The sequence below is a fragment of the Streptomyces actuosus genome (assembly GCF_016921115.1).
In the GTDB taxonomy this organism is placed as follows: domain Bacteria; phylum Actinomycetota; class Actinomycetes; order Streptomycetales; family Streptomycetaceae; genus Streptomyces; species Streptomyces actuosus_A.
The window spans coordinates 245,345-259,684 of record NZ_JAFFZS010000002.1 but is presented as its reverse complement, the minus strand read 5'-3'; the positions used below and the strand labels follow the sequence as shown (position 1 = coordinate 259,684).

General features: G+C 69.8%; 11 protein-coding genes. 4 read left to right on the top strand and 7 right to left on the bottom strand.

Features of this window, described 5'->3' with window-relative positions:
* Window positions 1–99 precede the first annotated feature (99 nt).
* The 4 genes from rsmG (at window position 100) to JS756_RS04095 (ending at window position 4,197) form a co-directional block, all read left to right on the top strand.
* Window positions 100–816 (top strand): 16S rRNA (guanine(527)-N(7))-methyltransferase RsmG, encoded by a 717-nt coding sequence (gene rsmG / locus JS756_RS04110; RefSeq protein ID WP_205381518.1) that lies wholly within the window; start codon window positions 100–102, stop codon window positions 814–816.
* A 298-nt stretch (window positions 817–1,114) separates the two neighbouring features.
* Complete coding sequence (locus JS756_RS04105) at window positions 1,115–2,188, top strand: ParA family protein (protein WP_205381517.1); 1,074 nt, start codon at window positions 1,115–1,117, stop codon at window positions 2,186–2,188.
* Window positions 2,185–3,282 (top strand): ParB/RepB/Spo0J family partition protein, encoded by a 1,098-nt coding sequence (locus tag JS756_RS04100; RefSeq protein ID WP_205381516.1) that lies wholly within the window; start codon window positions 2,185–2,187, stop codon window positions 3,280–3,282. The genes JS756_RS04105 and JS756_RS04100 overlap by 4 nt, the downstream gene beginning before the upstream one ends.
* Before the next feature lie 297 nt (window positions 3,283–3,579).
* Window positions 3,580–4,197: a GNAT family N-acetyltransferase gene (locus JS756_RS04095; RefSeq protein WP_205381515.1), complete on the top strand. Its 618-nt coding sequence runs from the start codon at window positions 3,580–3,582 to the stop codon at window positions 4,195–4,197.
* A gap of 89 nt (window positions 4,198–4,286) precedes the next feature.
* Here JS756_RS04095 and trxA read toward each other — a convergent pair whose 3' ends face one another.
* The 7 genes from trxA to JS756_RS04060 form a co-directional block, all read right to left on the bottom strand.
* The gene (trxA, locus tag JS756_RS04090) at window positions 4,287–4,619 is read right to left on the bottom strand and encodes a thioredoxin (protein ID WP_205381514.1); all 333 of its coding nucleotides are present in this window, start codon (window positions 4,617–4,619) and stop codon (window positions 4,287–4,289) included.
* 41 nt (window positions 4,620–4,660) lie between these two features.
* Window positions 4,661–5,632 carry a thioredoxin-disulfide reductase gene (trxB, locus tag JS756_RS04085; protein ID WP_205381513.1) on the bottom strand — a complete coding sequence of 324 codons (972 nt, stop codon included), beginning with the start codon at window positions 5,630–5,632 and terminating at the stop codon, window positions 4,661–4,663.
* Window positions 5,633–5,802: 170 nt separating this feature from the next.
* Entirely contained in the window at window positions 5,803–6,792 is a 990-nt protein-coding gene (locus JS756_RS04080; protein ID WP_205381512.1) for an RsmA family anti-sigma factor, read from the bottom strand.
* Window positions 6,789–7,514, bottom strand: a complete 726-nt coding sequence (gene sigM / locus JS756_RS04075; RefSeq protein WP_205381511.1) for an RNA polymerase sigma factor SigM — start codon at window positions 7,512–7,514, stop codon at window positions 6,789–6,791. The genes JS756_RS04080 and sigM overlap by 4 nt, the downstream gene beginning before the upstream one ends.
* A 26-nt stretch (window positions 7,515–7,540) precedes the next feature.
* Window positions 7,541–9,256 (bottom strand): protein kinase family protein, encoded by a 1,716-nt coding sequence (locus tag JS756_RS04070; protein ID WP_205381510.1) that lies wholly within the window; start codon window positions 9,254–9,256, stop codon window positions 7,541–7,543.
* Window positions 9,257–9,392: 136 nt separating this feature from the next.
* On the bottom strand, window positions 9,393–11,717 hold the full coding sequence (gene murJ / locus JS756_RS04065; RefSeq protein WP_205381509.1) for a murein biosynthesis integral membrane protein MurJ: 2,325 nt from the start codon (window positions 11,715–11,717) through the stop codon (window positions 9,393–9,395).
* Between the two features lie 43 nt (window positions 11,718–11,760).
* Complete coding sequence (locus JS756_RS04060) at window positions 11,761–14,136, bottom strand: DUF6049 family protein (RefSeq protein ID WP_205381508.1); 2,376 nt, start codon at window positions 14,134–14,136, stop codon at window positions 11,761–11,763.
* Window positions 14,137–14,340: the final 204 nt, after the last annotated feature.

The window sequence follows — 14,340 nt, the reverse complement described above, 5'->3', positions numbered from 1 at the left end:
CCGGCCCCGTCTGTTGCGCAGACGGGGCCGGACTTTGTCAGCCTGTAGTTCTGGTGGTCGGCGCGGGTCGCGCTGATGCGGTACGGAAGGACGGTTCCCGTGACGGAGGCAGCGGAGCTCCCCCCTGCGCCCGAGCAGGCACGCGACGTATTCGGTGATCGCTTCACGGATGCGGTCCGGTACGCCGAGCTCTTGGCCGAGGCAGGAGTCCAGCGCGGGCTCATCGGCCCCCGCGAGGTGCCCCGCCTGTGGGAGCGGCACCTGCTGAACTGCGCGGTGCTCTCGGAGGTCGTTCCCGAGGGTGTCACCGTGTGCGACGTCGGCTCCGGTGCCGGCCTGCCCGGCATTCCCCTCGCCCTGGTCCGTGAGGACCTGAAGATCACGCTTCTGGAGCCGCTGCTGCGGCGCACCAACTTCCTCACCGAGGTCGTGGAACTGCTGGGGCTGGACCATGTGACCGTCGTCCGTGGCCGGGCCGAGGAGGTCATGGGCAAGCTGCCCCCCGTCCATGTGGTGACGGCCCGCGCCGTGGCACCGCTGGACCGCTTGGCCACCTGGGGCATCCCCTTGCTGCGCCCCTACGGTGAGATGCTCGCGCTCAAGGGTGACACCGCCGAGGAAGAGCTGAAGAGTGCCGCCACGGCGCTCAGCAAGCTGGGTGCGGTCGAGACGTCGATCCTGCATGTCGGCGAAGGCGTCGTGGATCCGCTGTCGACGGTCGTCCGGGTGGAGGTCGGGGAGAGCCCGGGCGGTGTACGTTTCGCGGCCAAGCGGGCGAAGGCAGCGCGTTCGGAGCGTACCCGCCGCCGTCGCTGATCGTCTCCGGCGCACCGGCGTACTCCACACAAGCTGCCCCGGCCGCGTATGACGGAGTGTCGCGACAGTTCGGCCTCGGCCGCTGTGCATCGTGTTTCACGTGAAACGTCGCTCATTGCTGCACGGCATCATCGGCCGGGGCCGCGCTGCGGCCGAACCCCGCGCCCGTAGACCCCTTGGCTCCCTGGACGAAGCGCGAGCCGCTCAAGCGCCATCCCTCGGGAGGGGCACGGAGATGTCCACAGAGGTGGATTTCTCCACAGAACGCAAGGGCTCACTGGCTCACGACCCCGAACACGTGCGAGGCTCTGTTCATTGCGAGCCTGAAGTCGAGGAGAGTGAATCCTTGCGGTCCGACGCCAACATCGCGGGACCGATGACCGATCCGGTCCCCGGTCCCCGCGCCGAGTCGCCAGGGGAGGATGTTTCACGTGAAACACCGCCCCCGATGGACGACACCCCGATCGGTCGTGCGGCCCAACTCGCGGTGGAGGCAATGGGCCGCGCCGGTGAAGGGCTGCCGCGCCCCGAACAGACCCGGGTCATCGTGGTGGCCAACCAGAAGGGCGGAGTCGGCAAGACGACGACAACCGTCAATCTCGCTGCCTCGCTGGCCCTGCATGGTGGACGCGTCCTGGTGATCGACCTCGACCCGCAGGGCAACGCGTCCACTGCCCTGGGGATCGACCACCACGCCGAGGTCCCGTCCATCTACGACGTACTGGTGGAGAGCAGGCCGCTCTCGGAGGTCGTCCAGCCGGTTGTCGATGTCGAGGGGTTGTTCTGTGCCCCGGCCACCATCGACCTCGCCGGTGCGGAGATCGAGCTGGTCTCCCTCGTGGCCCGCGAGAGCCGGCTGCAGCGGGCCATCCAGGCCTACGAGCAGCCCCTGGACTACGTCCTCATCGACTGTCCGCCCTCGCTGGGCCTGTTGACGGTCAACGCGTTGGTGGCGGGCCAAGAGGTGCTGATCCCGATTCAGTGCGAGTACTACGCGCTGGAGGGTCTGGGGCAGCTGCTGCGCAACGTCGACCTGGTGCGGGGCCATCTCAACCCCACGCTGCATGTGTCGACGATCCTGCTCACCATGTACGACGGCCGGACGCGTCTTGCGTCCCAGGTTGCGGACGAGGTGCGCAACCATTTCGGCGACGAGGTGCTGCGGACGAGCATTCCCCGCTCGGTCCGCATCTCCGAGGCGCCGAGTTATGGGCAGACGGTGCTGACCTACGATCCCGGATCGAGCGGTGCCCTCTCCTATCTTGAGGCGGCACGAGAGATCGCACTGAAGGGCGTCGGCGTCAGCTATGACACGACCCACGCCCACATCGGTGCTCAGAGCAACCCGAACATGGTGGAGGGGATCCAGTGAGCGAGCGACGAAGGGGGCTGGGTCGAGGTCTTGGCGCACTGATCCCTGCTGCCCCGACCGAGAAGACGCCGGCCGCGACAGCAATGGGGTCGGCGGCGTCCTCTCCGGCTTCTGTACCGGCGATGGCAGGCGACCGCGGGGTGGCCGCGGCAAAGGTGGCCACGCTGCCGCCTGTTTCACGTGAAACGGAGGAGCTGTCGCCGACGGGGGCCGCGGAAGTGCCCGCTCCTCCCGTGGGGGCACACTTTGCCGAGATCCCCCTCGATGCCATCACCCCGAACCCGCGCCAGCCGCGTGAGGTGTTCGACGAGGACGCGCTCCAGGAACTGGTCACCTCCATCCAGGAGGTCGGCCTCCTCCAGCCCGTCGTCGTCCGCCGGACGGGCTCCTCCCAGTACGAGCTCATCATGGGTGAGCGACGCTGGCGGGCCTGCCGCGAGGCGGGGCTGGAGGCGATCCCCGCGATCGTCCGGGCGACCGACGACGAGAAGCTCCTGCTGGACGCCCTGCTGGAGAACCTGCACCGGGCACAGCTGAACCCGATAGAGGAGGCAGCCGCCTACGACCAGCTGCTGAAGGACTTCAACTGCACCCACGATCAGCTGGCGGATCGGATCGGGCGCTCCCGACCACAGGTGTCGAACACCCTGCGCCTGCTGAAGCTCTCACCGAGGGTTCAGAACCGAGTGGCCGCCGGAGTGCTGTCCGCAGGGCACGCCCGGGCCCTGCTCGCTGTAGAGGACTCCGAGGAGCAGGAGCGGCTGGCCCACCGGATCGTGGCCGAGGGGCTGTCGGTCCGGAACGTGGAAGAGATCGTCACCCTCATGGGGTCGCGGCCGCGGAAGGCAACCCGGGCCAAGGGACCACGACCCGGCGCCCACGTCACCCCGGCCCTGACCGATCTCGCGACTCGGCTGTCGGACCGGTTCGAGACACGGGTGAAGGTGGACCTCGGACAGAAGAAGGGAAAGATCACTGTCGAGTTCGCCTCCGTGGTCGACCTGGAACGGATCCTCAGCACGCTGGCGCCGGGCGAAGGCCCTCTTCTTCAGCGGAGCCTCGATGACAGTGACGGCGAGGAGATCGACAGCTGAATGTCCGGTCTGGAACGGGCCGTGTCCGGTGTGAACCGGAACACGGCCCGTTCTTTGCTTTCTGCCGGTATTGAGGGAATCGCATCATGGATACGATGCGATCAGGTATGGCACACCACCAGGCGGCACCTGTGATGGGGAGGCGGGGGCCATGCGAACGATGAGCCGCACCGAACTGGTGAGCGCCGGCCTCGGGCTGGGCGCAGTCGGCGGATTCGTCGGCAGTCTGCTCAAGGAACGGAGCGCTCTGACAGCCGCCCGCGAGGCCGTGGGCGAGGGAAGCGAGGAACAGCCTTCATGGGCCGCCGGCTCGTACCGCTCACGCTGGACAACCTTGAGGACCTCCCCCAGCGCTGCCGCTCCTGCGTCTACTGGGAACTCGATCCCGTCAGCGGAGAAGCCGCGGTAGGACAGGGCCGAGCCGCCCTGGAGAAAGAGGCCTGGATCTCCGCGGTCCTGCTGGACTGGGGTTCCTGCGGCCGGGTCGTCTACGTCGACGACGTCCCGGTGGGCTTCGTTCTCTACGCACCGCCTGCTTATGTCCCTCGATCCGCGGCCTTTCCCACGAGCCCCGTGTCGCCGGACGCCGTACAGCTGATGACCGGCTTCATCATGCCGGGCCACCAGGGCCGGGGGTTGGGCCGGGTGATGGTGCAGACCGTCGCCAAGGATCTGTTGCGTCGCGGCTTCAAGGCGATCGAGGCGTTCGGGGACGCCCGCTGGAAGGAGCCTGCCTGCCTGCTGCCCGCGGATCATCTTCTGGCTGTGGGCTTCAAAACCGTCCGCCAGCATCCGACCCATCCTCGACTGCGGCTGGAGTTGCGCTCCACGCTCTCCTGGAAGGAAGACGTGGAGATGGCGCTGGACCGACTCCTGGGGGCGGTGCAGAAGGAACCGGCGCTCCGGCCCCTGTAAGTGCCCCCGTAAGCGACATGGGCCAACCCACAGGGGTTGGCCCATTCGTGTTTCACGTGAAACGTGCGCTCAGCGCATGATCCCCGTCGTCACTCCGCGATGAAGTCCTCAAGGTCACGGACGATCATGGCCTTGGGCTTGGCGCCGACGATGGTCTTGGCGACCTCGCCGTTCTGGTAGACATTCAGCGTCGGGATGGACATGACGCCGTACTTGGCGGCCGTACCCGGGTTCTCGTCGATGTTCAGCTTGACGACCTCGATCTTGTCGCCGTACTCGGCGGCGATCGCCTCGAGAGACGGCGCGATCTGGCGGCACGGACCGCACCAGGCGGCCCAGAAGTCCACCAGGACGGGCTTGTCGCTCTTGAGCACGTCGGTCTCGAAGGAATCGTCGGTCACGTTCTTGAGGGTGCCGGCCACGGAGGGGCTCCTTAACTGTTGGTGCGTGGGGCGGATGGGGATCAGGCAGAGGTCTTCTCGGGTTCGGCCTGCTGCTCGCTGTCGGCCAGAGCGGCCAGGAAGCGCTCGGCGTCGAGGGCGGCGGAGCAGCCGGTGCCGGCCGCGGTGATCGCCTGGCGGTACGTGTGGTCCACGACGTCACCCGCGGCGAAGACTCCGGTGATGTTGGTCCGGGTGGAGGGAGCGGCGACCTTGAGGTAGCCCTCCTCGTCCAGGTTCAACTGGCCCTTGAAGAGTTCGGTGCGCGGGTCGTGGCCGATGGCGATGAACAGGCCGGTGACCGGCAGGTCGGACAGTTCGCCGGTCTTGACGTTGCGCAGCTTCAGGCCGGCGAGCTTCGGGTCGCCCTGGATCTCGGCGACCTCGCTGTCCCAGACGAACTTGATCTTCGGGTCGGCGAAGGCACGCTCCTGCATCGCCTTGGAGGCGCGCAGGGTGTCCCGGCGGTGGACGACCGTGACGGACTTGGCGAAGCGCGAGAGGAAGGTGGCCTCCTCCATCGCGGTGTCGCCGCCGCCGATCACGGCGATGTCCTGGTCCCGGAAGAAGAAGCCGTCACAGGTGGCGCACCAGGACACCCCGCGGCCGGAGAGGGCGTCCTCGTTCGGCAGGCCGAGCTTGCGGTGCTGGGAGCCGGTGGTGACGATGACGGCCTTGGCCCGGTGGACCGTGCCGGCCGTGTCCGTCACGGTCTTGACCTCACCGGAGAGGTCGACGGAGACGACGTCGTCCGGGATGAGCTCGGCGCCGAAACGCTCTGCCTGGGCCCGCATGTTGTCCATGAGCTCCGGGCCCATGATGCCGTCCCGGAAGCCAGGGAAGTTCTCGACCTCGGTGGTGTTCATCAGGGCACCACCAGCGGTGACGGCACCCTCGAAGACCAGCGGCTTCAGCGACGCGCGCGCGGTGTAGAGCGCCGCCGTGTACCCGGCGGGCCCGGAGCCGATGATGATCACGTTACGGACGTCGCTCACGGCTTGATTCCTCGTCTCTGGACTGCGTCGTACGGCCGGTGGGAGCCCCTTCCCGAGCTCTCACCCCACCCAACGGATCCTAAGGGGCGCGCATTCCCGCTGTGTCCGGGCACACGGCGGACGAACCCCGTAGGGGACACCACCTGGGGCAGGGACGACGTCCCAGGCGCTCAGGGACGCGCGTAGGAGCTCTCCAGCAGCACCTTCGCGGCGTCGGACGAGGAGGGGTCCTGGACGCAGTGCGTGTCCACGATATAGGCCGTGACCCGTGTGACGTCCGTGGCGTCCGGCAGGACCACGAGCAGTGCGTCGCTCCCCTGGTAGACGCCCTCCTCGGTCGCGAGCGCCGCGTCAGTGCGGCCGATGCCCTTCTGCACGCAGTCGGGGACGGTGGGCTGCTTGTAGACCCTGGGGCCACCGCTGTCGGCGCCACCTGTCTCAGCGCCACCGTTGTCGGACTGGATGCCGAGGCTTTGCGGGACACGGGACGGACTCGTCGCGTTCTGAGCGAGCAGGTCCGTCACCTGCTGCTGGAGTGTGCCGTGGGAGAAGGTGTCCTGGACGGTCGGGGGGTGTCCCGCGGCGGTCGTCCCGGACTCGCCGCCGCCCACCAGAGACGAGACCAGTACGGTCCCCAGGCCCAGTGCCGCAGCGCCGAGGACCGTGCCGAGGACGGCGACCCTGCGCCGAACGCGGCGGGTGCGGTTCTTGCGGCCGGGCCCGGTCGAAGCGGTGCGGGCGTGACCGGCGGGGCGGTCCGTGGCTGAGGCGGCCGACGTTTCACGTGAAACATCGGCGGGGGTGTCCCCGGTGGACCGGGTGACCGGCTCGCCCGTGACAGCGTTGGACGGCCCGACCGCGGTCGCCTCGGTGGCTTCGGCTCGCTCGGTGGGCTCAGGAGCCGTGGAGTCGAGCAGGGCCTCCGCGGCGAGGGCGGCGTCGATGCGGCCGGCGATCTCGTCGGGCATCCGGGGCGGGCCGGGCAGGGTGCCGAGCATGCCGCGGATCTCCTCCAGCGACGCGTGGACGTCGGCGCACAGGGCGCAGGTGTCCAGATGCCGGCGTACGTCGGCCGTGCGGGAGGGCGGGAGCAGCCCCTCGGCGAGCTCGGAGATCTCGGCGACGTCCGGGTGCTCCGCCCTGTCCGTCGTGGAAGTCACGCTCGCCCACCTCCGCCCTTCACTGCAGCTGGGTCGCTCGGTCCTGGATCGCGGGGCCCTGTGTCGTGCGGACCCGCTGCGGGTGGGACGGATGTCCCCTGCGCCCGGTTCCGTCCTGCGGGCGTTCTGTGCGAGCCGGCGGCGTTTTCCGGCCGCAGGTGGGTCAGCAGCGGCAGCAGCCGGGCTCTGCCCCGGGCGCATCGGCTCTTCACCGTGCCCGTCGGCACGTCGAGGATGCGGGCCGCCTCGGCGACGGGGTAGCCCTGCATGTCCACCAGGACGAGAGCGGACCGCTGGTCGGGCGGGAGCGTGCCGAGGGCCTCCAGCAGCTGCCGGTGCAGGTCGTTGCGCTCGGCAGGAGCAGAGGCGGACTCGTGCGGCTCCAGCAGGAGCTCCAGGCGCTCCGTGTCGTCGACGGGGGAGGTCTTGCGGGAGGCCGCCTTGCGGGCACGGTCGAGGCAGGCGTTCACGGTGATGCGGTGCAGCCATGTCGTGACGGCCGACTGGCCGCGGAAGGTGTGGGCGGCCCGGTAGGCGGAGACGAGGGCGTCCTGGACCGCGTCGGCGGCCTCCTCGCGGTCCCCCAGGGTCCGCAGTGCCACCGCCCAGAGCCGATCACGATGACGCCGGACGATCTCACCGAAGGCCTCGGGGTCCCCGTCGACGTGCCGGGTGAGCAACTCGTGGTCGCTCACTCCGTCATATCCGGCGCCCTCCGCCATCGAACCCCCTCCCCTTCGGCGAGATGTCAGCCTGTGAACGTCACGTCGGTGATCGCCTGCTTGTAGCCGGCGCTGCTGAAGTCGTCCTGGGGTGCCATCGGTACGTCCGTGACCCACAGCAGTACGTACTGCGTCTTGATGGTCTTCGACGCCTTCACCGTGAGCGACGTTCCGCTCGTCGTGGCGGTTCCGATCTGCTGCGCGGCATTGACGGGCGCCGACGGGGACAACGAGTCGGTGGCGTACAGATGGACCGTCGTGTGGTCACCCGGGTACCGGAGCCCTATCGATGCCGCCGAGATCTCCTGCGGCGAGCCGAGGTCGTAGACGATGCCGACACCCGGCTTGTACGGCGCGAGCTTCGGGCCCTCGTTGTACCGCTTGGTGCGCCAGAACGTGGAGTTGTCGCCGTCGTAGGTCTTGGGCACGTCCCCGGCGGCCTGGGGGGAGCCCTCCGCGACGTACTCCTGCGCGCCCTGGACGGTGATCGGCTTGGCCGGCTTGTTCTTGTCGCCGTTGTCGTCGTTGCCGTTTGTGGTCTGTGTCGGCTGGGTGTCGTCGGACTTGCCCCGGTCCATCAGGGCGTCCGCGAGCTGCCAGCTGCCCAGACCCAGCGCCGCGATGAGCAGGGCGGAGACGGCCCACTTCAGGGCCTTGCCGGTCCGGGTCTGCAGCGGGGGCAGCGGCGTCGGCACGGGCTGGGTGGTGCCGGGGTGCGGCGCCGGACGGCCGTAGGTGCCCTGCTGATAGGTGGTCCGCTGGTACTCCGGCGGTGCAGTGAACGCCGGCTCCGGCGGGCGGATGCGGGGCATCTCGCCGATCGCCTTCACCAGGTCCTCCGGCGTCGTGCACGGTGCCTCGGCCCGGGAGGCGGTGGCCCCGTCGTTGGCGAGCGCGCGCATCGCCAGCTCCGACAGACCGCGATGGACGCCGGCACGGACCTGGTCCGGGGCGATCAGCCCGATGTCCTTGGGCAGTCCCGACAGGCCGTAGGCGTCGTTCTCGTACGGCCAGCGCTGGGTGAGCGCCGCGTACAGCAGGGCGCCGATGGCCTCGGTGTCGGTGCGCTGCGGACTGTCGGAGCTGATGCCGCGCAGTGCGGCGTTGACCGCGAGCCCGCGGATACGCCACTGCCCCGTGGAGGTGCGCAGCACGGCGTTGGGGTTGAGTCGCAGATGCGCCAGGCCCTCGCGGTGAGCGGCGGCCATGGCGGCGGAGATCTGACTGACCATCTGGTAGGCGTCGTGCGGCTCCAGCGGAGCGGCTGCGAGGAGGGCGGTCATTTCGGTGGCATCGGGCAACCACTCGTGGACGACGTAGACGAGGTCGTTCTCCTCGACAGCGTCCAGGACCTGTACGAAGCGAGGGTCGCCCAGCAACGCGGAGGAGCGGGCGGCGGCCAGCACGGAGCGGGCCCGGGCATGGTCGGCCGGCAGGACGTGCACACCGACGGCGCGGCGCAGTTTCTCGTCCACCGCGCGCCAGCTGCTGAATCCGTCCAGACGGGTGACGCACTCCTCCAGCCGGTAGCGTCTGGCCAGTTTGTGACCGCTGTGCAGCTCGGGCGGTGAGGCCTTCTCGGGACGCTCCGTCCCACCACTCCCCTGTGCCTCGTCGTTGTCCGTGTCCTGCTCCCGATTCTTGGCCACCCCGTCGGCCGTGGACTGGTCCGCCTGCGCGGTCAGCGACTTGTCGTCGCTGTTGTCTGCCACGTCGACGGCAGCTGTGCTCCGTTCCGCCACCGTCGTTCCTGCCTCCCCATCCCATGCGCGCCGTGCGACAACGAGCGCGCCGTCCGACGCCGACACCAATTGTGCCCACAGACCGTCGCTCTGCACGACACGCGACGGTGACAGTTGGTTGTGCGCCTACCCCCTTTCAGCGTCCCAGTCGCCCGCGCACCATGCCGACGAGGGAGTTCAGTTCCTCGATCCGCATGCGGCGGGCGGCGATGTAGAAGATGCCGAGCAGCACGGCCCCGCCCGCCAGCAGCGCGACGAAGGAGCTTCCGGCACCCTGGCCGATCGTGTGTCCGATGCCGTAGCAGGCGGCGCCGCTGAGCACGGCGGCGGGAACGGAGGCGATGCACAGGCGCGCGTAGGTGCGCAGGACGCGTGCGCCGTCCAGGTCGCCGCCGAGCCGCTTGCGCAGGCGGCTCCAGGCCACGCCCACCCCGATGGCGTAGGCCAGGCCGTAGGCGGCGGCCATGCCCACCACGGCCCAGCGCGAGGGAAGCAGGAAGAAGCACAGGGCCGAGGCGCCCGCGTTGACCGCGGCCACGATGACCGTGTTGTAGAAGGGGGTTCGGGTGTCCTCGTAGGCGTAGAACGCGCGCAGGACGACGTACTGCACGGAGTAGGGGATCAGGCCGAGCCCGAACGCCATGAGCATGAATCCCATGTTGGTGGCCTCGCTGGTGCCCGAAGAACCGAAGATCAGCGTGCACATCGGGATGCCCAGTGCGAGGAAGCCGAAGGCGATCGGGACGATCGCGACGGCCGTGGTGCGCAGGCCCTGCGAGATGTCGTCGCGGACGGCGCCGCCGTCGCCCTCGGCGGCGGAGCGGGAGATCCGCGGCAGCAGGGCGGCCATCAGCGAGACGGTGATGATGGCCTGCGGCAGCCCCCAGATCAGCTGGGCGTTGGCGTAGGCGGCGAAGCCGGTGCCGTCGACGGGCGACGCCTTGCCGGCCGAGGTGGACAGCTGGGACACGACCAGTGCGCCGGCCTGGTTGGCGAGCACGAACAGGAAGGTCCACTTGGCGAGGGTGACCGCCTTGCCCAGGCCGTGCCCCCTCCAGTCGAACCTCAGCCGCATCCTGAAGCCGGTCTCCCGCAGGTACGGGATCATCGCCAGCGCCTGCACCACGAGGCCGAGCAGGACACCGATGCCGAGGAGGCGCTGCCCTTCCGGCGGGATGCTGGTGACCGTCATGCCGGAGTCGGCGGAGGTGCCGTAGACCCAGATGAACGTACCCAGCGTCACGATGATGACGATGTTGTTGAGGACCGGTGTCCACATCATCGCGCCGAACTTCCCACGGGCGTTGAGGATCTGGCCCATCACCACGTGGATGCCCATGAAGAAGATGGACGGCAGGAAGAACTGGACGAAGGTGACACCGACGTCGTGGGCCGCGGGGTCGCTGGCGACCGAGTCCGACAGCAGGCGGATCAGGACCGGCGCGGCGAAGACCGCGGCGACGGTGAGCAGGCCGAGGGCCACCATGACCAGCGTCAGCAGCCGGTTGGCGTAGGCCTCGCCGCCGTCCTCGTCCTCCTTCATCGCGCGCACCAGCTGAGGAACGAACACGGAGTTCAGGCCGCCGCCGACGGTGAGGATGTAGATCATCGTCGGCAGCTGGTAGGCGACCTGGAAGGTGTCACCGAGCAGGCCGACGCCGAGCGCGGAGACGATCAGCGCGGAACGGATGAAGCCGGTGAGGCGGGAGACCATCGTGCCGGCCGCCATCACGGCGCTGGACTGCAGCAGGCCCGCCGCGCGCCCGCCCTTCTTCGCCGCGGGCGCGGGGGCCGCGGCAGCGGGGGGCGGTGCGGGAGCCGATGCCGGACCAGGTGTGGGGGCCTCCACGGGCGCCGTGCCGAGGTTCATGGTCCGGTCGTCCATGGGCGCGACCGGCGCCGTCTGTGCCTGGTGCTGCGGCACCGGGCCGTCTCCGGCGGGTGCCACAGCCGGTCCCGGGACCGAGGGGGATTCCTGCACCGGGCGGGGGCCGCCCTGCTGCTGGTCGCGGAACAGGTGGGCGAAGGCGTCCGGCTCGTGGAGCTCCTCCTCGCCCGCCTGGGTGACCAGGTCGTCGACGCCCACGTACTGCGTGGTCCGGGGGTCGTCGCCGTAGGGCAGGTGTTGCGTGGGACCCTCCGGTTCCGGCGCCGGGGTCTGCGCCCACACATGCGGGTCGGGCGCGTACGGAGACTGCGCCGGCTGCCCGTACAGGGGCTGCTGAGGCGCCTGGGCGCTCGGGGGCGGCGGGGGGTGCGCGGCGCGGTCGTAGAGGGCCTCGGCGACCGGGTCCTGGGCGGACAGGTCCTGGGCCCGGTAGGGGTCCTGGTCGTAGGCGTCCTGGAGGTACATGTCCGCGGGATGCTGCGGCGGCACCTGGCCGTGCTCGGGTGGTGGGCCCTCGGGGCGACCCGAGCTGCCCACGGCCTGGCCGCGGTCACCGTCGTACGGCGCGTTCATGGTTACCCCACCTCGTCGTCCCGGGCCCACGGCCACGTCATCCTCAACGGTCCACTCTCTCACCCGTCCCGGACGGGCCGGTGTTTTCCGCTGCGGTGTCCGGTGCCGGGTCACTCGGCTGCTGCGGGCCGTCCGCCCGTGCCTCGGTGCCGGACTCCTCGCTGAGACGTTCGGCGGGGCTCTGCGGGTTCTCCCCCTCGCCTTCCGTCTCGTCCGCCGCACCGGAACCGTCGTCGGCGGCGCGTGCGGCGGCCCGCTTGCGCTGGGTGTACATGCGGAAACCGGCCAGGACGAGCAGTAGCACACCGCCGCCGATGACCAGCATCACCGCAGCCGTGATCTCGGTGACCTTCACGTCGAAGGTCACGGGGGCACCGTAGGTCCGGCCGTCCTGTGTGTACAGCTGCGCGATCACCGTGGTCTGGCCGTTGACGTTGGCCGAGGTGGTGAACTTCACCGTCTGGCTGTGCCCGCCGGAGACCGCGATGGGCTGCTCGTCGAAGCTCTTGCCACCGATCTTCAGACGGGTGGAGTTGGTCGACGTCAGCCGCAGCACCAGGTGGTCGACGCCCTGGACCAGGTTGTTCTGGACCGTCACCGGGATCGTGGCGCTGCGCCCGGACAGCTTGGTGTCGGACTTCTCGATCAGCCCGACCTGGTCGGAGAGCGTGGCGAGGTGGCCCTCCACGCCCTGCCGGAACGTGCTTGCCTGCGTCGCCCGGCCCCGCCACGACGTCGACATCTCGCGGTTCACGGCCAGCCCGAAGGGAGTGGCGACGCGGGACTCGTCGGTGAGGACGACCTGGAAGTTGTCGAGCTTGTCCTGCGTCGTCGCGATCTGCTGGAAGGCCGACCGCGGCAGCTGCTGCTTGCGCAGCGACGAGCGGTACGACGACGTGTACGGGATCTTCGTGGTGGCGTCCGGGTCCGGCTCGGCCTTGGCGGCCGCGGTGAGCTGCTGTGCCTGCGACCAGGTGCCGCCCTGGAGGGCCGTCAGGGCCGCGGCCATCGCCTGCGCCTGGCTGCTGGTCGGCATGCGCTGCGGGGCGACGACGATGCTGCGCTGCTTGGACGTCTGTAGGTTCAGCTCCAGGCTCTGGGCCAGGAACCGCTGCACGGCTAGGGTGGCGGAGGACGCCTTCGTCAGGTCCCCCTGGAACGCCGTGGACAGGTCGGCGTCGGCCACGACGGCCGTGGTGCCGCCACCGACGGGGCGGGCCGCCGACGGCGTGTACCACAGCCCGCTGGTCTCCTTGAGGCTGTCGCTGCGCGCGATCACCTTGTCGGCGCCGGCGGACGTGGCGACCTTGACGATGGAGGGGTCGACGGCGCCTTCCACGGGCCAGGCGAAGTCGGTGCTCGGCGTGACGTGCAGCACGGTCCGCACCGTGGTGGCGGCGACGTCGGAGGCCGCCTTGAGCTGGCTGAGTGAGCCGGTGACGCTCGTGCCGTTGTGCGCGAGGGAGGCCAGGTCCGGGTCGGCGAAGGGAAGAGCGACCACCTCCTCGTCGGCCACCGCCTGCTGCAGTTGGGCGAGCCACTGTTTGGCGACCGCCTGATGGGTGCCGGCGGTGGTGGTGTCGCCGTCCCCGCGGACGCGGTAGCTGCCGGTCATCGCGTCGACCGAGGCCAGCAGGTCCGGGTCGACGACCCAGGTGACGTCGAGGCTCCGGCCGAGCGACACCAGCTGGTCCAGCCGGCCGCCCGGGGAGATCTCCTGCGCCAGGTCGTCGTCGAGGAAGACCGGCGTCTGCTGCTCGCCGGGCCCCGTCTCGGCCGTCATGTGGACGGTGGAGACCAGTGGCCACAGGAACGTGGTCTTCGTCTTGGTCCGGGCCTCCTCGGGCTGCCAGGGAAGGAAGGTCCGCTGGATGCCGAGAACGTGCTCCCACGACTGTGCCGCGGTGCTGCCGGACAGCGAGACAGCGAGCTGGTAGACGCCGTTGTCGCCGAGGTCCAGTTCGTCGGCGGGCACGGCGATGCTGAAATGCTGCGCGACACCCGGGGCGAGCTTGTCGATCTTTGTGACGTACTTGCCGCCGAGGGCCGAGCCGTCGGTCCCCGGGAGGTACCCGGTACGCTTCGCGATGGAGTCGATCATCGAGCGGGTGGAGAGTTCAGGCCCCAGCCGCAGGTCCACACGGGCGTCGGTGACGGTCTGCCTACCGTTGTTCGTGACCGTGCCCGACACGGTGAGAGTGTCCCCGTCACCCAGAACGCCGGGGTCGAGGGAGTCCACGGCGACCGCGACCGTGCGGGAGCCCGTCGCCTTCTGCGGGGCGGCACCGGCGCTCTGAGCGGCCGGCAGCTGGAGGAGTCCGGCCAGCAGGGGTGCTCCGGCCAGCAGGGCCGCGGTGCGCCGGAGCCACCGGCGGGCAGGTGAGGGACTCGTCCCCTGGAAGTCTGCCGCCTCGGCCACGCGCTCGCCCGTCCCTCGTCGTCGTCAGTGGTCGTCGGAATGTGCGTCCACGCATGGTAACGAGGTGCGCTGAGAGTAAGTGCCGCGGACTGCTCCACAAGATCGGGGACCGCTGACCGAGTGTCCCGAATCCGCCGCTCTGCGGAGGAGGCATGACTTGCGCGGTAACCACACGCCTTGTATCGGTATCGGCCGAGGTGACCC